The sequence below is a fragment of the Streptomyces sp. NPDC050422 genome (assembly GCF_044458665.1).
Lineage (GTDB): Bacteria > Actinomycetota > Actinomycetes > Streptomycetales > Streptomycetaceae > Streptomyces.
Genome location: NZ_JBITIE010000002.1, coordinates 317,723 through 334,229, shown reverse-complemented (window position 1 = coordinate 334,229; position 16,507 = coordinate 317,723). Strand labels below are relative to the sequence as shown.

At 68.9% G+C, this 16,507-nt stretch carries 19 protein-coding genes and 1 pseudogene; 9 read left to right on the top strand and 11 right to left on the bottom strand.

From position 1 onward, the window contains the following. Positions 1-6 precede the first annotated feature (6 nt). Entirely contained in the window at positions 7-1,485 is a 1,479-nt protein-coding gene (gene dnaB / locus ACIBJG_RS04210; RefSeq protein ID WP_399303711.1) for a replicative DNA helicase, read from the top strand. 134 nt (positions 1,486-1,619) lie between these two features. On the opposite strand, the pseudogene ACIBJG_RS04205 reads toward dnaB, so the two are convergent. After that, positions 1,620-2,006: pseudogene (locus ACIBJG_RS04205) on the bottom strand (hypothetical protein). A gap of 111 nt (positions 2,007-2,117) precedes the next feature. After that, positions 2,118-2,525, bottom strand: a complete 408-nt coding sequence (locus tag ACIBJG_RS04200; protein WP_399303709.1) for a winged helix-turn-helix transcriptional regulator — start codon at positions 2,523-2,525, stop codon at positions 2,118-2,120. A gap of 92 nt (positions 2,526-2,617) precedes the next feature. On the opposite strand from ACIBJG_RS04200, the gene ACIBJG_RS04195 reads away from it, so the two are divergent. Next, entirely contained in the window at positions 2,618-3,457 is an 840-nt protein-coding gene (locus tag ACIBJG_RS04195) for an SDR family oxidoreductase (RefSeq protein ID WP_399303707.1), read from the top strand. 228 nt (positions 3,458-3,685) lie between these two features. Then, positions 3,686-5,068, top strand: coding sequence for a serine hydrolase domain-containing protein (locus tag ACIBJG_RS04190; protein WP_399303705.1), 1,383 nt, complete (start codon positions 3,686-3,688; stop codon positions 5,066-5,068). Positions 5,069-5,184: 116 nt separating this feature from the next. On the opposite strand, the gene ACIBJG_RS04185 is transcribed toward ACIBJG_RS04190, so the two are convergent. From ACIBJG_RS04185 to ACIBJG_RS04175, 3 genes are read right to left on the bottom strand one after another with little or no spacing between them, the layout of a single operon-like run. Next, positions 5,185-6,348 (bottom strand): winged helix DNA-binding domain-containing protein, encoded by a 1,164-nt coding sequence (locus ACIBJG_RS04185; RefSeq protein ID WP_399303703.1) that lies wholly within the window; start codon positions 6,346-6,348, stop codon positions 5,185-5,187. A gap of 28 nt (positions 6,349-6,376) precedes the next feature. Further along, positions 6,377-6,829: a GNAT family N-acetyltransferase gene (locus ACIBJG_RS04180; protein ID WP_399303701.1), complete on the bottom strand. Its 453-nt coding sequence runs from the start codon at positions 6,827-6,829 to the stop codon at positions 6,377-6,379. A 38-nt stretch (positions 6,830-6,867) separates the two neighbouring features. After that, the gene (locus tag ACIBJG_RS04175; protein ID WP_399303698.1) at positions 6,868-7,326 is read right to left on the bottom strand and encodes a MarR family winged helix-turn-helix transcriptional regulator; all 459 of its coding nucleotides are present in this window, start codon (positions 7,324-7,326) and stop codon (positions 6,868-6,870) included. A 140-nt stretch (positions 7,327-7,466) separates the two neighbouring features. Here ACIBJG_RS04175 and ACIBJG_RS04170 point away from each other — a divergent pair, with 140 nt between their 5' ends. From ACIBJG_RS04170 to ACIBJG_RS04160, 3 genes are all read left to right on the top strand, one after another. Next, positions 7,467-8,681: an MFS transporter gene (locus ACIBJG_RS04170; protein WP_399303696.1), complete on the top strand. Its 1,215-nt coding sequence runs from the start codon at positions 7,467-7,469 to the stop codon at positions 8,679-8,681. A 42-nt stretch (positions 8,682-8,723) separates the two neighbouring features. Beyond that, on the top strand, positions 8,724-9,149 hold the full coding sequence (locus tag ACIBJG_RS04165) for a heme-binding protein (RefSeq protein ID WP_399303694.1): 426 nt from the start codon (positions 8,724-8,726) through the stop codon (positions 9,147-9,149). 71 nt (positions 9,150-9,220) lie between these two features. Then, positions 9,221-9,847, top strand: a complete 627-nt coding sequence (locus tag ACIBJG_RS04160) for a hypothetical protein (RefSeq protein ID WP_399303692.1) — start codon at positions 9,221-9,223, stop codon at positions 9,845-9,847. Between the two features lie 78 nt (positions 9,848-9,925). Here ACIBJG_RS04160 and ACIBJG_RS04155 read toward each other — a convergent pair whose 3' ends face one another. The 6 genes from ACIBJG_RS04155 to ACIBJG_RS04130 all read right to left on the bottom strand — a co-directional run bounded on the left by ACIBJG_RS04155 (position 9,926) and on the right by ACIBJG_RS04130 (position 14,674). Then, positions 9,926-10,834 carry a GNAT family N-acetyltransferase gene (locus ACIBJG_RS04155; protein ID WP_399303690.1) on the bottom strand — a complete coding sequence of 303 codons (909 nt, stop codon included), beginning with the start codon at positions 10,832-10,834 and terminating at the stop codon, positions 9,926-9,928. 5 nt (positions 10,835-10,839) lie between these two features. Further along, positions 10,840-11,367 (bottom strand): DUF2269 domain-containing protein, encoded by a 528-nt coding sequence (locus ACIBJG_RS04150; protein WP_399303688.1) that lies wholly within the window; start codon positions 11,365-11,367, stop codon positions 10,840-10,842. Between the two features lie 85 nt (positions 11,368-11,452). Next, positions 11,453-11,932, bottom strand: a complete 480-nt coding sequence (locus tag ACIBJG_RS04145; protein ID WP_399303686.1) for an NUDIX domain-containing protein — start codon at positions 11,930-11,932, stop codon at positions 11,453-11,455. A 63-nt stretch (positions 11,933-11,995) separates the two neighbouring features. Continuing rightward, a complete protein-coding gene (locus tag ACIBJG_RS04140) occupies positions 11,996-12,892 on the bottom strand; it encodes a LysR family transcriptional regulator (protein WP_399303684.1) in 897 nt (298 codons plus the stop codon). 206 nt (positions 12,893-13,098) lie between these two features. Next, positions 13,099-14,229, bottom strand: coding sequence for a cystathionine gamma-lyase (locus ACIBJG_RS04135; protein WP_399303682.1), 1,131 nt, complete (start codon positions 14,227-14,229; stop codon positions 13,099-13,101). A gap of 67 nt (positions 14,230-14,296) precedes the next feature. Next, positions 14,297-14,674, bottom strand: a complete 378-nt coding sequence (locus ACIBJG_RS04130; protein ID WP_326659928.1) for a phage holin family protein — start codon at positions 14,672-14,674, stop codon at positions 14,297-14,299. Positions 14,675-14,742: 68 nt separating this feature from the next. Here ACIBJG_RS04130 and ACIBJG_RS04125 point away from each other — a divergent pair, with 68 nt between their 5' ends. From ACIBJG_RS04125 to ACIBJG_RS04115, 3 genes are all read left to right on the top strand, one after another. After that, positions 14,743-15,060: a cupin domain-containing protein gene (locus tag ACIBJG_RS04125; RefSeq protein WP_350988316.1), complete on the top strand. Its 318-nt coding sequence runs from the start codon at positions 14,743-14,745 to the stop codon at positions 15,058-15,060. Between the two features lie 147 nt (positions 15,061-15,207). Further along, positions 15,208-15,417 carry a DUF5326 family protein gene (locus ACIBJG_RS04120; protein ID WP_359082716.1) on the top strand — a complete coding sequence of 70 codons (210 nt, stop codon included), beginning with the start codon at positions 15,208-15,210 and terminating at the stop codon, positions 15,415-15,417. 241 nt (positions 15,418-15,658) lie between these two features. Further along, a complete protein-coding gene (locus ACIBJG_RS04115) occupies positions 15,659-16,429 on the top strand; it encodes an IclR family transcriptional regulator (protein ID WP_399303679.1) in 771 nt (256 codons plus the stop codon). Positions 16,430-16,507 lie beyond the last annotated feature (78 nt).

Here is a 16,507-nt window from a genome sequence, read left to right as displayed (position 1 = left end):
GGCCGGATGAGCATTCCCGAGCCTTTGGACGACCCCTGGGCCGACACCGGTCCCAGCGACCGGCTGCCTGTTTCCCGCCAGCGTCGGGGTGAGAACAGGGACCGCGGTGAGCAGCACGACCGAGGCCGGGAGAGCAACGGCTGGGAGGGCGGTTCCCCCGGTTTCGAGCGGGTGCCGCCCCAGGACCTCGACGCGGAACAGTCCGTACTCGGTGGCATGCTCCTGTCCAAGGACGCCATTGCCGACGTCGTGGAGATCATCAAGGGGCACGACTTCTACCGCCCCGCGCACGAGACCGTCTACCAGGCGATCCTCGACCTGTACGCCAAGGGCGAGCCGGCCGACCCGATCACGGTGGCGGCCGAACTGGTCAAGCGCGGCGAGATCACCAAGGTGGGCGGAGCTCCGTATCTGCACACCCTGGTCCAGTCGGTGCCGACCGCGGCCAACGCTTCGTACTACGCGGAGATCGTTCACGAGCGGGCCGTCCTGCGGCGGCTCGTCGAGGCCGGCACGAAGATCACGCAGATGGGATACGCGGCCGACGGCGATGTCGACGACATCGTCAACTCCGCACAGGCCGAGATCTACGCCGTCACCGAGCAGCGGACCAGTGAGGACTACCTGCCGCTGGGCGACATCATGGAGGGTGCGCTCGACGAGATCGAGGCGATCGGTTCACGCAGTGGCGAGATGACCGGTGTGCCGACGGGTTTCACCGACCTCGACGCCTTGACCAACGGCCTGCACCCGGGCCAGATGGTCGTCATCGCGGCCCGCCCGGCCATGGGTAAGTCCACGCTGGCTCTGGACTTCGCCCGCGCCTGTTCGATCAAGAGCAATCTGCCCAGCGTGATCTTCTCCCTCGAAATGGGGCGGAACGAGATCGCGATGCGTCTGCTGTCCGCCGAGGCACGGGTAGCGCTCCACCACATGCGCTCGGGCACGATGACGGACGAGGACTGGACGCGGCTGGCACGGCGGATGCCCGATGTCTCGGCGGCCCCGCTCTACATCGACGACTCCCCGAACCTCTCCATGATGGAGATCCGGGCCAAGTGCCGTCGTCTCAAGCAGCGCAACGACCTCAAGCTGGTGGTCATCGACTATCTGCAGCTGATGCAGTCCGGTGGTTCGAAGCGTGCTGAGAGCCGTCAGCAGGAGGTCTCGGACATGTCCCGAAACCTCAAACTGCTGGCCAAGGAACTCCAGCTGCCGGTCATCGCGCTCTCCCAGCTGAACCGTGGCCCCGAGCAGCGCACGGACAAGAAGCCGATGGTCTCCGACCTCCGTGAATCCGGATCGATCGAGCAGGACGCCGACATGGTGATCCTGTTGCACCGTGAGGACGCCTACGAGAAGGAGTCACCGCGGGCGGGCGAGGCGGACCTGATCGTGGCCAAGCACCGTAACGGTCCGACGGCGACGATCACCGTTGCCTTCCAGGGGCACTACTCACGCTTCGTGGACATGGCTCAGACCTGATCGGTGCTTGTGCAGGTTCGCAGTTTCCGTGTCCCTGACCAGCTACAAGAGGGCGCAGCTTCAGTGAAGCTCGCAGAACGAGCGTCCCGGAGGCCACGTAGGTTTCCGAAGCGCGATCGCCGGTTACCCGAAAGTCATATGCGGCGCGGTACGGCTCCGTCCTGCCGGCGATAGAGGTCGCGCAGCAGGGAAGTCTCGGCGCCGTGATGGATCAGCTCCCTGTTGACGGGCAGGACGATGCCCTCCATAGCCCAGGCAGGAGACGACGATGTGTGCCAGCCGCCAGGCAATCGTGGTCACCGGCGCCGGTGACGGCGCAGGGTCAGGGAGGCGGAGTCCATCGTCCATGCCCCCGAACCTGCCGACATCGGTGCGGCCGACGTGCCACGTGGGCGGATGCTCCAGCAGCCACGCACCGGCTCTCAGAAGTACTCCTCATCGGCAAGACCGTGCAGCCGCGGCCGCAGGTTCTTGTGCCAGTGCCAGTCCGACTGGTCCGCGATTCGCGCGCTTCTTGTCATTTCCGCACTCTGCATAGAGCAGACCTGGCTGCGATCCTCGCGGACGCCGGCCGGGTGCCGCGCGAGCGTACGGCACCCGGGAGAGACGACTCGGGGATTCGATGTGGACAGTTACTTCGCTTGACCTGTTGCGCTCAGTGGCTCCGTGGCGGACGCTCCGCCGGTTGCGAGCCGCTGTGTGATGCGGTCGAACAAGTCCGTCAGAGGCGCACCGACGTCCTGGCCGAACTCGGTCAGCCCGTAGGTGACTTGGGGCGGCGTCGTCGGCTCGACCCTTCGCCAGACCAGGTCGTCCTGGACCAGTGCGCGCAGTGTCTGAGCAAGCATCTTCTCGCTGATGCCCTGGATGCTGTCGCGCAGCTCGTAAAACCGAAGGTCGGTGCTCCGCAAGGAGATCAGCACCCAGATACCCCACCTGCTGGTCACGTGGTCCACCATGTCGCGTGCAGGGCAGTCGGTGTGAAACACCTCATACCTAGTGCCTGCCTCGGCCCGTGTCAGCTGCGCGCCTTCCCTCATGTCCGGAGCTTACCTCTGGGTATGTTCTTACGAAAAGTAAGCCTGCCTTCTAGCGTCAGTTTCCGCAGTGCACAACGGACTAGGAGCTGAACATGATCGTGGTGACCGGAGCTACCGGGAATGTGGGCCGCCCTTTGACGCAGGCCCTGGCCAACGCGGGCGAGCAGGTGACGGCGGTGTCACGGCGCGCGGCGGCACTACCGGACGGGGTCCGGCACGTGGCGGCTGACTTGGCCGAGCCGCAGGGACTCACCCACGCTCTGGATGGGGCGAAGGCGCTGTTCCTCCTGCTGTCCGGCGACCTGCACGCCCCCGAAGCCAGGCCGACCGACATGATCGACCTGGCTGCTGCCAGCGGGGTCCGCCGAGTCGTCCTGCTGTCTTCGCAGGGCGTGGCGACCAGGTCGCTCGGCCCGTCGCGGATCGCGATGCGGGCGGTGGAGGACGCATTGAGAGAGTCCGGCCTGGACTGGGCCGTCCTGCGACCGGGAGGCTTCGCCTCGAACGCCTTGGCATGGGCGGAGTCCGTCCGCACGCAAGGAACGGTCGCCGCACCCTTCGGCGATGTCGGGGTTCCGATCGTCGACCCGGCGGACATCGCCGAGGTCGCGGCGGCCTGCCTGCTGGACGACCGGCACACCGGCGGAATCTTCGAGCTGACCGGGCCCGAGGTGATCACGCCCCGCCAGCAGGCGGAGGCCATCGCCGCCGCGCTCGACTCGCCGGTGCGGTTCCATGAACTCACCCGTGAGGAGGCCAGGACCGCGATGACCCGGTTCGTGCCGCTGGAGCTCGCCGACGACACCCTGGACATCATCTCCGCCCCGAACCCTGCCGAATTGCGGATCAGCTCGGACGTGGAACGAGTCCTCGGTCGCGCTCCGCGCCGATTCGACGACTGGATCGCCCGTAACATCGCCGCTTTTCGCTGAGGCACAACTCAGCTGAAGCGCCCGGCAGCCCCGTGCGCCCACCGCCGCACGGGGCTGCCCCATAGCGTCACCGCCACCACTATCCACAACTCAGGAGCCGGAGCGACCTGGCACGGGCCTGCTGGTCTCCGGCGCTGGAGATCCGTTGGCAGGGCAGTACGGGGAGCGAGTGTGCTGCTGCGCGGAAATGAAGTCGCCATGCGCCGGTGCGGAAGGTAGTTGTTGACGATGACTTCTCCCGCTGAACAGTTGCTCCCGGGTACGCAGCGCGCTCTGCTGCACCGCATCGCCACCGCCCAGGCCGAAGGGCGCTCACCTTCTCTTGCCGCTGCCGTGCAACGGCAGGGTCAGGTGGTCTGGAACGGTTCGCGCACGTGTGTGGACGGCCATGCCCCGGATGCGGATACCCAGTTCAGGATCGGTTCCCTCACCAAGACGTTCACGGCCGTGCTGGTGCTGCGCCTGCGGGACGAGGGCCTGCTGGATCTGGCTGATCCGCTGGAGAAGCACCTCCCCGGTACGGGCGCGGGTGACGTCACCATTCATCAGTTGCTCGGCCACAGCGCGGGGCTCGGTGCCGAGTCCCCCGCACCCTGGTGGGAGCGGACCCCCGGCAGTCTGCGTCCCGGCCTTGCGGACGTGCTCGGCGAGCAGGGCCGGATGCATCCTGCCGGCCGACGGCATCACTACTCCAATCCTGGCTACACACTGCTCGGCGCGCTGATCGAAGCGGCACGCGGGGCAGCGTGGGCGGAGGTGCTGCGGAACGAGATCCTGGAGCCGCTGGGCATGCACCGCACGAGCCCGCAGGCGCAGGCTCCGCACGCAGGCGGCTGGGCCGTCCACCCGTGGGCGGACGTCATGCTGCCCGAACCGGCCGAGGATCTCGGGCTGATGGCCCCGGCCGGACAGCTCTGGTCCACTACTGCCGACCTCCTCCGCTTCGCCGCGTTCCTTGCCGAGGGGAACGGCCGGGTACTCGCGGCCGCGTCCGTGGCAGAGATGAAGGAGCCGGCGACGCCGCCCGAGTCGGGGGACTGGGACGGCCATTACGGCCTGGGCCTGCAGGTGATCCGGAGGAAGGGCCGCACGCTCATCGGCCATACGGGATCGCTGCCCGGCTTCCTGGCGGCGCTCTGGTTCAGTGCCGAGGACGATGTGGCCGCTGTCGCGTTCGCCAATGTCACGTCCGGGGTGCTGGTCGGTGAGGTGGCCGCCGAACTCGTGGACATCGTCGCCGAGGCTGAGCCCCGTATCCCGGAGCCGTGGCGCCCGCTGCCCGAGGTGGACGCGGAGCTTCTGGCGCTGACCGGCCCCTGGTACTGGGGCACCCGTACGAACATTCTGCGGCTGACCCCCGATCGCGGGCTGGAGCTGCGGCCCGTGAACGGCCAGGGCCGCGGCGCCCGCTTCACCGCCCGTCCGGACGGAACGTGGATCGGGCTGGACGGCTACTACGCGGGGGAGACGCTGCGAGTCGTACGGAACGATGACGGCGGTGTGAACCATCTGGATCTCGGGTCGTTCGTCTTCACGCGTGAGCCGTACGATCCCGTGGCGGCGATTCCCGGTGGCGTGGACGAGGGCGGGTGGCGAGGCCTGGGGAGTTGATCGGCCCGGCACGCCGTTTCACGTGAAACGGCGTGAGCGTGACGGGCCGTTTCACGTGAAACGGCGTGAGCGTGACGGGCCGTTTCACGTGAAACGGCGTGAGCGTGACGGGCCGCTCAGGCCGTCAACTCCCTTTCCAGTGGCGTGCGGAAGCGCGGTGTGATGCGCGCCTCGCCCACCCAGCCTGCCAGCCGGGATGCCTCCGCCTCGATCGCGGTGGCGGCGTCCTGGCCGGTGTCGCTGAGGAGCCGCCAGACCGGCTCGCCGTCGGCGCGCAGGGCCCACCCGCCCACGATCCGGCCGTTCCACCACACGGTGGGCCCGATGTTGCCGGAACGATCGAAGAGCAGCGCCCGGTGTTCGGCCGGGAGGTGGAATCCGCGATCGGCCCACCCCATGGCGCTCGGGTCAAGCGCGGGCAGCAGGGCCGCCCACGGCTCGGGTGCCGGGTCGGGCCCGTGGTCCTGTGGCGCGACCCAGGCCGTGGCACCGCTGTCGAGCCGTACCTCCTGTGCTCCTGCGGTGGTAAGCGCCCTGCGGACCTGGCCGAGCCCCCAGCCCGTCCACCACTTGAGGTCCGCCTCGGACGCGGGGCCGTATGAATGGAGCCAGCGCAGGGCCAACTCCGTCTGCGCCCGCCCGGCTTCCTGCTCGGTCCGGGGTTCGGAAGCCGTCCAGCGGAACTGGCTGGAGGTCCAGGACCCCCGTGGCCGGTCCCGGCGGATCCGTCCTTCGGCGGCCAGCACGCGGATGACCCGTGAGGCCACGCCCTGAACCGTCTCCTGCCTCTTGCCGGGGAAGACCGTGATCTTGGTGCGCAGGGCGGGTACGGCGGCGGAGAGTTCGCTGCCGGAGGCCGAGCCGCGGGCGGCCAGGGCCGCGAGGGTGGACTCCTCGGTGCCGGCCAGCCACTGTTCGTCCAGCCCGTTGCCGTCCTCCGCCAGGTGCTTGAGGAGGGTTCGGCGCTCCTTGGCTGCGACCGCTCGCGCATTCGACGCCTCGACCCGTGGGGCCATCTCGTCCGATACGACGAAGAGGGTGTTGCGCATGGAGAGCAGCCGCACCAGCGAGACGTCCTCGTAGAGCTGCTTCTCCACGACGCCGACATCCGGCACCCGGAGCCGTGCGCAGGCGGACAGGAAGACGGTGGCCGCGTCCGTGGCGTGCAGGGCGACGACGGCGTCGGCGACGGCCACGGGGGACTCCGACCGTACCGACGGGGCCAGGAGGTGGCGTCGGCCGATTCTGATGCGGCGCTGTTCGTCGCTGATGAGGTGCACGGTCGACCCCTTGAATGCCGGGCTGCGGTCAGAGGCTGAGCTTGAAGCCCACATGGCTGGCCACGAAGCCGAGCCGTTCGTAGAAGCGGTGCGCGTCGGTCCGGGTCGCATCGGACGTCAGCTGGACCAACTGGCAGTCCTGCCGCCGTGATTCATCCACGGCCCACTGGATCAGCTGCGTGCCGAGGCCGCTGCCGCGCTCATCCCCGTGGACGCGGACGCCCTCGATCACCGACCGGGTCGAGCCGCGCCTGGAGAGGCCGGGGATCACGGTCAGCTGGAGCGTCCCGACGATGCGGTCCGCGCGTACGGCGACCATCACATGCTGATGAGGATCGTCGGCCAGTCGCCGGAATGCCGCGAGGTACGGGGCGAGGTCGTCCGGCGACTCGCGCCGCGCGCCCAGCGGATCGTCGGCGAGCATGGCCACGATCTCGGAGAGATCACCGATGGCCGCGGGACGGATCTCCAGATCGCTCATGACCGGCAGCCTACGCCGCGACCGTGTGGTCAGGCCCGCTATGCCGGAACCTTCAGGTCCTCGACCGCCCGGACGAGCGGGGCCAGTTCGGGGTTCCTGGCGGCCTCGTCCAGCGCGGCCCGCAGGGCGGTGTCATTGGTCGGCCGGGCCTCGGAGAGCAGGGCGAGACCGGCTTCGGTGACGTCGGTGTAGATGCCCCTGCGGTCGGTATCGCAGAGGTACCGGGTCAGCAGGCCCCTGTCCTCGAGGCGGGTGACCAGGCGGGTGGTGGCGCTCTGGCTGAGCACGACAGCGTCGGCCACCTGCTTCATCTGAAGATGTCCGCCGGTCCCGTTGTGCTGCCGGCTCAGGACGTCCAGCAGGGAGTACTCCCGCACGCTGAGGCCGTGCCCGGCCTGCAGGGCTCGCTCGATGCGGGCCTCGATCTTCCCGTGGAGCAGGGAGAGCGCGCACCAGCCCTGGGAAAGAGCGGTCAGTGCCGGGTCCGTCGCTGTCATGGGTCTCTCCTCCGTGGCGGAGTTGCTTGCGTCCAGGATAGGCGACAAACGCAATAGCCCGCGCTTGCAATTAACCAGCGCCTGCAATTATTGTGGACGCTCGTAAGGCGCAGACGCAATCTTCAGGAAAGGTGAATCCCATGCCGCTCGCGCTCCTCGCCCTCGCCATCGGGGCATTCGGGATCGGAACGACCGAGTTCGTGATCATGGGGCTGCTCCCCGAGGTCGCGGCGGACTTCCAGGTGTCGATCCCGACCGCAGGGTTCCTCGTGACCGGCTACGCGCTCGGTGTCGTCATCGGAGCCCCTCTGATGACCCTTCTCGGCACCAGGGTCAGCCGCAAACGCATGCTGATGATCCTGATGGCACTGTTCGTCATCGGCAATGTGGTCTCCGCGACCGCGCCGGTCTTCGGAGTCATGCTCGCGGGCCGGGTGATCGCCTCGCTCGCCCACGGTGCCTTCTTCGGCATCGGGTCGGTGGTGGCAGCAGACCTGGTCGCCCCGCACAAGAAGGCCGGCGCGATCGCCATGATGTTCACGGGCCTCACCGTCGCCAACGTCGTCGGGGTGCCGCTGGGTACCTACATCGGTCAGAGCGTCGGCTGGCGGAGCACGTTCTTCGTCGTCGCCGCCCTCGGTGTCGTCGGCCTGCTCGGTGTGGCAAGGCTCGTTCCCGACCAGCCCCGCCCCGAAGGCGTCCGGCTCCGCCACGAGCTCGCCGCGTTCCGCAACGTGCAGGTACTGCTCGCCATGGCGATGACCGTGCTGGGTTTCGGCGGGGTCTTCGCCGCGATCACCTACATCACGCCGATGATGACCGAGATCGCCGGCTACTCGGCCTCGTCCGTCACGTGGCTGCTGGTGCTCTTCGGCCTCGGCATGGTCGGGGGCAATCTGCTCGGCGGCAAGTTCGCCGACCGCCGTCTGATGCCCTTGCTGTACGTGTCTCTGGGCGGCCTCGCCCTTGTCCTTTCCCTGTTCACGCTGACCGCTCACAACAAGATCGCGGCAGCCGTCACCCTCTTCCTGATCGGCGGCCTGGGCTTCGCGACCGTACCTCCGCTGCAGAAGCGGGTACTCGACCATGCGGCCGGCGCTCCCACGCTCGCCTCCGCGGTGAACATCGGTGCCTTCAACCTCGGCAACGCCCTCTCCGCCTGGCTCGGTGGCATGGTCATCGCCGCCGGTCTCGGCTACACCGCACCCAACTGGGTCGGCGCGGTGCTCGCCGCCTCCGCCCTGGTGCTCGCCGTCGTCTCCAGCACCCTGGAGCACCGCACGGCCCTCCGCAGCCGCCTCGTGACCACCCACGCTCCGGAGTCGGCCGCCGTACCCGCTGCCGCCCGGCACTGACCATCCGTACCCCTACCCTCACCGCACCAAGGAGCCCCCCCCATGAGCACGCTCACCACCGCTGTAGCCCCCCTGACCACGCAGGACGCGGAGGCACTGATCGAGGCGGCCCGTACGGCCGCCGAGGCCGCAGGCGTCGCGGCAGCCGTCACCGTCCTGGACGCGGGAGGCCACCTGCTGGCCTTCCGCCGTGACGACCGGGCCGTTCTCATCGCCGGCGAGACCAGCACCCGCAAGGCGTACACGGCGCTTCAGCTCGACACCCCCACGGCCGACCTCGTCGACGCGGTCCAGCCGGGCGGCCTCTTCCACACCCTGCCGACCGCGCTGGACCGGCCGCTGCTCTTCATCGCCGGTGGTGTGCCGGTCCACCGCGACGGCAGGCTGATCGGTGCCGTCGGAGTCGGTGGCGGTGCGCCCGAGCAGGACCACGGGTTCGCCACCACCGCCGTCGCCGGCCTCGTCTGAGGTCGCATCCGCCCTGTGCGCACAGCCAATTCGCTGGTGCCAGCTTCGCCGCGGCCGGAGAATCCTCGTCCATGGGAGCTGACATTCACGGGTTCATCGAGTGCCGGTCGCGGTGGGCGGAACCGGAGGACGCCTGGTCGGCGGCCGTCGATCTCGATCTGCTGTACCTGGGCCGGAACTACGACGCGTTCGGCTGCCTGTTCGGCGTGCGGAATTACGCAGGCTTCGCCCCTCTCGCGGCGGAGCGGGGGCTGCCCGAACTGATCTCGGACGCCGCACGCGCGGATTTCGACGACTGGGGCTCCAGCGCCCACAGCTCCAGCTGGATCGGCTGGGGTGAAGTGAAGTGCGTTGACTGGGACGAGCCCGGCGAGACCACGGACCGGCGGATCCACGAGTACGAAGCGGTGGACGGGGCGTGGGTGCTCGTCTCCAAGGCGGTCTGGAGCGCTCGCTTCGCCAGAGCGGCGGGACTCCCGCTCCATCCCCCGACCGGCACGGTCGACTACGGCCGGACGGACTGGCCGGAGGGGACGGAGTGGAGGGACGACGGCCGTCTGTACCGGCTGGAGCGGGTGACGCGGCGCGAGGCTGTGCCACCGGATGGTGAGTGGAAGCCGGTGTGGTCCGTGATGGAAGCTCTCGCCGCCGTCCACGGGGACGAGAACGTCCGGCTCACCGTGTGGTTCGACAACTGAGCGGAGACCCCGGCTCGGGGCAGTGATCCCGGCTGGGGGCAGTGATCCCAGCGGTCCGGGCGGAAACCCTGCCGGGTGTCAGCCCGTCGCCACGCTCAGCGGTGCGAAACGCTGTGTCCAGTCCCCCGACGGTGGCGGGTTCCCGAGGGTCATGACCGTGGTCGCAGAGCCGGGTTCCAGGCCGCACGCCCCGAACCAGGCCAGCAGTTCCTCGTGACGGGCGTCGATGTCCGCGCGCAGCGGCCGGTCCGTCGCCCCGGCGAGCGAGGCGACCAGCAGCTTCGCCGTGGCGGTGTCCCGCGCGATCAGCGGCCCGACCACATGGCTCTCCGAGCTGGGCCACAGCGCGGCGTACCCGACGAACTCTCCATCGTCCTCGGCCACCCGCAGATGGTCGGCGAAGGCGGGGAGACGGGTCAGCAGGCGCATCCGGTCAAGGCCGAAGGCCTCCGCGTCCAGCCGGATCATCGCCGGGAGATCCCCGGCTGTCGCGGGGCGGACGGTCAGGCCCGCACGGCCTGCCGGACCCGTGTGAACGCCCGCTCCGTGGCTGCCCGACCGGGCGTCCGGCCGGAACCGTCCGCTCACCCGCTGGGCCCGGCCCACCGCGTTGAACCCGAGCTTCTCGTACAGGGGAAGGCCCGCAGGCGTCGCGTAGAGGCTGAGGGGAGCGCCCCCGGTCGCGTCGATCACCTGATGCATCAGGTGACGCGCGACTCCCTGGCGGCCGTAGCGCCCGGCGACCAGGAGCATGCCGATGGCGGCCAGGTCCGGACCGTACGAGGTCACGACGCAGGTCGCCATCAGGCCCTTGCCCGCGGGATCGTCGATGCCATAGGCCGTCCCTGCGGCGAGAAGCAGCCCCCACCGATGCTCATCGCGCGGCCAGCCGCGGTCCTCGCTGAGGTCGGCGCACGGGACCAGATCGTCCCGGGTGAGGCGCCGGACGGGTAGGTCGGCGAGAGGGCGGGGCAATGAGCTGGGCATAGGGGTCAGGCTGTCCGACTCGGTGATCGCTCGTCCACCGCTTTAACGGATCTGGCCGAGACCCGAAGGCGCCGGCCGTGTCGGGTGGGCCCCCAGGGCTTCAGTACGGAGATCGCGGTGATGAAGAGGTAGGTCGCGGTGGCCACCGAAGGAGCGACGACGAGATCGATGCCGGTGGTCCCGCGTTCCGCGGCTTCGTTGATGCCGGGGCGCAGGGAGAAGACCGACAGTCCCGTCGTGACCAGGGTGAGCCAGAACTTCGTCCAGACCCAGCGGTGTCTGGCCAGTCCCCAGGGGGTGCCGAGTGACAGGACCAGGCCGCTGAGCAGAGCGGCCAGCGCCACCGGGACGACAAGCCAGTCGCCGAAGATCTTCATGGCGCGGGTGGCGGCCTGTGCGGTGACCGGGTCATCGGTCGCGAATGCGGTGACCGCGAGCGTCAGCAGACCGACGGTGAGACCGAGCCAGCTGACGGATACCGACACATGGGTGACGAGGAGGCTTCTACGGATGCGGCGCTTGAGTGGTTTCACGTGAAACACGGTGCAGCGGGCCGCGTGGCGGGTCATCTGCCGAGGGGAGTATCTCCGTGTACTGCTCGGCGTACGTCTGCCCCGATCAGCCGAGGTCGGGCGCGTGCATCGCCCGGACACCCTCGATGTTGCCGTCCAGGTAGTGCCTCAGCGACAGCGGCACGAGGTGCACGGCAGCGATCCCGACCCGGCTGAAGGGCACGCGTACGACGTCGTACTCCCCACAGGGGTCGTCGATCTCGGGGCCGTGGCGCAGGGACAGGTCCATGGATTCGAGGCGGCAGACGAAGAAGTGCTGGACCTTGACGCCCTTCACACCGCCGCCCTCGATGTGTTCCACGGTGTCGACGAAGCAGGGCACCACATCAGTGATCTTTGCGCCGAGCTCCTCGTCCAGTTCACGGTGCAGGGCGTCGACGACGGTCGCGTCCTCGAGCTCCACCCCGCCGCCGGGCGTGAGCCAGTACGGATCCACCCCCGGCTTGGTGCGCTTGATGAGGATCAGGTCGTTGCCGTCGAGCAGGACGGCGCGTGCGGTGCGCTTGACCACAGGACGTTCGGTCATGGCAAGAGCGTGGCCCGCAGAACCGGTTCTGAAACACCTGACGGCTGCCGGCCCGTCCTGCGGTCACCAGTCGGCTGCGGCACGCAGCAGTACCTCGTGTGCCCGTGCGAGATGCGGCAGTGCGAGCGTGCCGGTCCGTGCGGCCAGGAAGTAGGTGCGCAGGGGCGGTACCGGTGGATCGAGGAGCGCCACCAGCTCGCCCCGCTCCAGCGCGCCCTCGCACAGATACCGGGGCAGCACGGCGAGCCCGGCCCCTGCTGCTGTGCATTCCAGGACCGCCCGCAGGTCCGGCGTGATGACCGCCCCGGCAGTCGCGGGGAGGCTGTCGAAGACCGCCGCCCAGTAGCGGGAGACGAGGGGCAGGCTCTCGTGCACCTCCACCACCGGGAGCTGTTCCAGGACCACCGGGCCGTCGCGTCGCAGCGTTCCCGGTCCCAGGCGCCCGGCCCACCGGGGTGCCGCGACCAGGACGTGCTCCTCGTCGCAGAGCGGGGCTGCGGTCAGCAGACCGCCCCGCGGCCGGGCCGTCACGATGGCCAGGTCGTGGTGCCCTGCGGCCAGACCGTCGAGCGTCTCGTCCGTGTCGGCGGAGAAGGAGCTGCGCAGGGCGAGCCCCTGAGCGATGAGCGGAGTGAGCGCGGGCAGGGCCCGCAGCGAGGTGAACTCCGGCGGCCCCGCCAGATGGAGCGTTCGTACTCCCGACTCCGTGTCGAGCTCGGTCTCCGTGATCTCGACCAGCGCGTCCAGATGGGGAGCCGTCCGGTGCGCGAGCTCGTCGCCGATGGTGGTGGGTGTCACGCCGCGGGCCCGGCGGAGGAAGAGCGGACGGCCCAGCTGCCGTTCCAGGGTGCGGATCTGCGAGGTCACGGCGGGCTGGGAGAGGCCGAGAAGTGCGGCGGCGCGGGTGAACGAGCCCGCACGGTGCACGGTGACGAAGGTGCGCAGCAGGGCCAGGTCCATGTCCGTCCCCTCTCGCGGTGCGGCCCGTCGGACCCGGACAACTATAAATATGTCGATAGGTCGCTGCCGCTACTGTGATTGGACACTGACGCAGAGTCAACTAGCCTTGCCGAGGCGGTTCTTCGGCTGGAGAAGACGGAGAACCGGGACGGTCCGAGCCACGAGGGGGGAGGCTCGGACCGTCCTTGCCGCATCGGCGCGGGCCCTCAGCTCCCGGTGACGGCCTCGGCCAGTGCGCGTTCCACGTCGGCCACCAGGTCGGCGGCGTTCTCGGCCCCGACGGAGAAGCGGATGAAGCCTTCCGGCACGGCGTCCCCGCCCCAGCGTGCCCGGCGCTCGGCAGTGGAACGCACGCCACCGAAGCTGGTGGCGTCCTCGGCGAGACGCAACGCCGAGAGGAAGCGTTCGGCGGTCCCGCGGTCCGCCAGCACGAACGACACGACGGAGCCGAAGCGCCTCATCTGCCGCACGGCGTTCGGGTACGAGGGGTCGCTGGGCAGCCCGGGGTACCGCAGCCCGCTCACCTCAGAGTGCTTGGCGAGGGCCTCGGCAAGCAGGAGGGCGTTCGCGCACTGCCGCTCGATCCGCAGCTCCAGCGTGGCCAGGGAGCGGTGAGCGAGCCAGGCCTCCATGGGCCCGGGAATCGCACCCGCCACCTTGCGCCAGCGCCGCACCCCTGCCGCCAGCTCGGGATCCAAGCAGGTCACATGGCCGAGCAGGATGTCGCCGTGGCCGGTCATGCCCTTGGTGTCACTGGCCACCGAGAAGTCGGCTCCGAGCTCCAGCGGGCGCTGGCCGAGCGGGGTGGCCAGGGTGTTGTCGACGGCCACCAGGGTGCCGCCCGCGTGCGCCGCATCGACGAGCCGGCGCACGTCACAGACGTCGAGTCCGGGGTTGGACGGGGTCTCGATCCACAGGAGCCGGGCCCCCTCCAGCACAGCCGACTGCCTGTCGCCCGCGGTCGGGGCGGTGCGCACCTCGACGCCGTAGGCCTCCAGTTGCGTACGTACCAGCGGAAGAGCCTGGTAGCCGTCGTCGGGCAGCACGACGATGTCGCCGGTGCGCGCCTGGGACAGCAGGACCGCGGAGACCGCCGCCATGCCGGAGGCGAAGACCGTGGTCAGGGCGTCCTCGCCCGGCGCTTCGAGTTCGCCGATGGCCCGTTCCAGATGGGTCCAGGTCGGGTTGGAGTCCCGGCCGTAGGTGTAGGGCCCGGTCGGTTCGCCGGAGAGGTGGAAGTGTGCGGCGAAGACCGGACCGGGGAGAGTGGGCTCGTACTGCTGCGGTTCCGGCAGACCCGCACGTACTGCCCGGGTTCCGTCGCCCATGGTGCTCATCGCGCGTCCTCGTTTCTCTCCCCGGTCTGTCACCGGTCCTGCCGTCACTGTTTCAGTTGCGCGGGTTTCAGTCCTCGTCGGGCAGGACGACGTTCAGCGCCCAGGACACGATCGAAATGATCAGACCACCGAGGACGGCGGTCCAGAAGCCGTCGACATGGAAGCTCAGATCCAGCACGTCGGCCAGCCACGAGGTCAGCAGCAGCATCAGGGCGTTCACCACCAGGGTGATCAGCCCCAGCGTGAGGATGAAGAGCGGAAGTGTGAGCAGCTTCACCACCGGCTTGACCAGGAAGTTGACCAGACCGAAGATCAGCGCGACCACGATCAGGGTCAGTATCTTGCGACCGGTGCTGCCGCCGGTCAGCGTGATGTCGTGGAGCAGCCAGATGGCCACGGCCAGCGCACCCGCGTTGGCGATCGTCTTGACTACGAAATTCTTCATGTGTCTGATCGTGGCAGACATGATCGGTGGCGGACACCGGCTGAGCAGAGGCAAGGAGCGGACGGGCCATGAAGGCATTCAGACTGGACGAGCTGGAGGCGGAACGGGCCGCCAACGACGGGGCCTACCTCCAGTTCGTCCGCGAACGGAACATGTCTGTCGGCCTGTACGCCCTGGACGCCGGTGAACTCGACCCGCAGCAGCCGCACAACCAGGACGAGGTCTACTTCGTCGTCAGCGGACGCGCGTCGATCACCGTGGGCATGGAAACCACGCAGGTGGGCAGAGGAAGCGTCGTGTACGTACCTGCCGGCACCGCCCACAAGTTCCACCACATCACGGAGGACCTGCGAGTGATGGTGGTGTTCTCGCCGCCCGAGGGCTGAGCCGCATCTCGCCGAGGACGGAGCCGCGTCTCGGGGATCCCTAGGGGATCGATCAGGGGAGTTCAAGGGCTCGGGGCCCCCGCAGCCCGCCCCGACACCTCTAGCATCGAAGCAGGAACTCACAGAGACGAGGTATGGACGATGGCCGTGCGGGAGATATTCGCGGGAATGCCCTGGTGGGTGAAGTGGATCGCGGTGCCCGTCATCGCGATCGTCGTGTTCGGCGGCCTGATCGCCAGCATCGTCGGCTTCGTGATCGGTCTGCTGTTCAAGGTCCTGATCTTCGTGATCCTGATCGGCGGGCTCGTCTTCGTCGTACGGAAGTTCATGTCGTCCTCCTCGCGAGGGGACTGGTAGCCGCGCGACCGGCCGGGCGATTAGCCCAGCTGAGCTAAGCGGAAGGTGAAACGGCACCTCGTCCAAAGGCTCCCGATACAGTGGCAGTTCGCTGCCGCCACCTGGGAAAACACCGTCAGTCGCCACCCTGACCAGTGGTTTGTACGGCATTCGGCCTTCTGGACCCCAGGCCTGCGGCAGATCTGTGGGGGCGGCCCCCACAGGCGGGCCGACCGCCCGTCACCATGCCTGGGGGTGACCGTTGACCACGGCATCGAGTACCGCTGTACCGACGTTGATCGGATCGGTGCAGCGGGCACTGCGGCTGCTGGAGGCTGTGGGCGCCCATCGGGACGGGGCGCCGGCCAAACAGCTCGCACGGGAAGCGGGACTTCCCCTCCCCACCGCCTACCACCTGCTGCGCACGCTGACCCATGAGGGATATCTGCGCAGGGAGAACGGCGTCTTCCTCTTCGGCGCCGCCGCAGAGCGGCTCGTGGACGACGGCGCACTGCAGAATCGCCGCAGCAGAATGACCCAGTCCCTGGGGCGCTGGCGGGACATCATCGGCGCCCCGGTGTACTGCGCCGTCTACCGCGACGGGGAGATCGAACTCGTCGCGGTCGCGGACACCCCGGCGGCGCCCGCGGTGGAGGAGTGGGCGGCCTTCGGCGAGACGGGGCACGCCCACGCGATCGGCCAGTGTCTGCTGAGCCAGCTCGACGAGCCGGCCCGCGAGGACCACCTGGACCGGCATCCGGTGCGCCCGCTGACCCGGTACTCCGTGCGCGATCGTCCGGCACTTCTTGAGCGGCTGCGGTCGATCGAGCGTATGGAACCTGTCATCGAACGACAGGAGTACACCCTCGGAACGGTCTGCGCGGCCATCCCGATCACCGCCGGTTTCACGGCCGCCGCGATGGCCATTTCCGTCCCTCTCGACCAGGAAGAACGGTTGCTCCCCGCAGTCGAACGACTACGTGGCGAAGTGGCCAGCCTCTTGCGTTCGTTCGTGTTCTCTATCAGTATCTGAAAAATCACTCCTTGTGATCTGCTATCGCGTGCACCACGATGGCGTCAATAGGGCCACGGGGGATCATTCCTGGCCAGA

What these genes read in the sequence shown, in the direction of transcription:
- ACIBJG_RS04155 (WP_399303690.1), bottom strand. Translation starts at nt 10,834, where the DNA reads ATGCCCAGCTCATTGCCCCGCCCTCTCGCCGACCTACCCGTCCGGCGC.
- ACIBJG_RS04180 (WP_399303701.1), bottom strand. Translation starts at nt 6,829, where the DNA reads ATGAGCGATCTGGAGATCCGTCCCGCGGCCATCGGTGATCTCTCCGAG.
- ACIBJG_RS04200 (WP_399303709.1), bottom strand. Translation starts at nt 2,525, where the DNA reads ATGAGGGAAGGCGCGCAGCTGACACGGGCCGAGGCAGGCACTAGGTAT.
- dnaB (WP_399303711.1), top strand. Translation starts at nt 7, where the DNA reads ATGAGCATTCCCGAGCCTTTGGACGACCCCTGGGCCGACACCGGTCCC.
- ACIBJG_RS04135 (WP_399303682.1), bottom strand. Translation starts at nt 14,229, where the DNA reads ATGAGCACCATGGGCGACGGAACCCGGGCAGTACGTGCGGGTCTGCCG.
- ACIBJG_RS04175 (WP_399303698.1), bottom strand. Translation starts at nt 7,326, where the DNA reads ATGACAGCGACGGACCCGGCACTGACCGCTCTTTCCCAGGGCTGGTGC.
- ACIBJG_RS04160 (WP_399303692.1), top strand. Translation starts at nt 9,221, where the DNA reads ATGGGAGCTGACATTCACGGGTTCATCGAGTGCCGGTCGCGGTGGGCG.
- ACIBJG_RS04165 (WP_399303694.1), top strand. Translation starts at nt 8,724, where the DNA reads ATGAGCACGCTCACCACCGCTGTAGCCCCCCTGACCACGCAGGACGCG.
- ACIBJG_RS04130 (WP_326659928.1), bottom strand. Translation starts at nt 14,674, where the DNA reads ATGAAGAATTTCGTAGTCAAGACGATCGCCAACGCGGGTGCGCTGGCC.
- ACIBJG_RS04170 (WP_399303696.1), top strand. Translation starts at nt 7,467, where the DNA reads ATGCCGCTCGCGCTCCTCGCCCTCGCCATCGGGGCATTCGGGATCGGA.
- ACIBJG_RS04190 (WP_399303705.1), top strand. Translation starts at nt 3,686, where the DNA reads ATGACTTCTCCCGCTGAACAGTTGCTCCCGGGTACGCAGCGCGCTCTG.
- ACIBJG_RS04125 (WP_350988316.1), top strand. Translation starts at nt 14,743, where the DNA reads ATGAAGGCATTCAGACTGGACGAGCTGGAGGCGGAACGGGCCGCCAAC.
- ACIBJG_RS04140 (WP_399303684.1), bottom strand. Translation starts at nt 12,892, where the DNA reads ATGGACCTGGCCCTGCTGCGCACCTTCGTCACCGTGCACCGTGCGGGC.
- ACIBJG_RS04195 (WP_399303707.1), top strand. Translation starts at nt 2,618, where the DNA reads ATGATCGTGGTGACCGGAGCTACCGGGAATGTGGGCCGCCCTTTGACG.
- ACIBJG_RS04145 (WP_399303686.1), bottom strand. Translation starts at nt 11,932, where the DNA reads ATGACCGAACGTCCTGTGGTCAAGCGCACCGCACGCGCCGTCCTGCTC.